This is a genomic window from Novosphingobium lindaniclasticum LE124, from assembly GCF_000445125.1.
Classification (GTDB): Bacteria; Pseudomonadota; Alphaproteobacteria; order Sphingomonadales; family Sphingomonadaceae; genus Novosphingobium; species Novosphingobium lindaniclasticum.
Genome location: NZ_ATHL01000109.1, coordinates 1 through 550, shown reverse-complemented (window position 1 = coordinate 550; position 550 = coordinate 1). Strand labels below are relative to the sequence as shown.

Here is a 550-nt window from a genome sequence, read left to right as displayed (position 1 = left end):
GGGGGCGGCAACGGCGGCTCCACCCCACCACCGGACACAACCGCTCCTGCGGTCCCCGTGGTCTCTGGCGGCGTGCAGCCTGGCGGGGCGACCAATGACGCGACGCCCACGTTCAGCGGCACGGCGGAGGCAGGCACAACCATTACCGCGTTCGACAATGGCACGAGGATCGGCACGGCCATCGTCGGAGCGGACGGCAGATGGACCTTCACGCCCGCCGCTCCGCTCGGTGAGGGCCCACACAGTCTGACCTTCGTCGCCATCGATGCCGCCGGCAACCAGAGCGGCGCCTCGGCCGGGATAGGCTTTACCGTCGATACCGGCGCGCCTGCGGCCCCGGCAGTGACTGACGGCGTCGCGTCCGGCGGCGCGACCAACGACACTACGCCGAGCTTCAGCGGCACGACCGAGCCGGGATCTGTCGTCGCAGTGTTCGACAACGGCATGCAGATCGGCACGGCCGTCGTGGCGGCGGATGGAATCTGGACGTTCACGCCTGAGGCGCCGCTGGGTGAAGGCCCACACAGTCTGACCTTCGTCGCCATCGATG

The 550-nt window shown here is 69.6% G+C and carries 1 protein-coding gene; it reads left to right on the top strand.

All coding sequences use genetic code 11. The features are described from left to right. Positions 1-550, top strand: a 550-nt coding sequence (locus L284_RS48020) for an Ig-like domain-containing protein (RefSeq protein ID WP_235054477.1), incomplete at both ends; no start/stop codon positions are given.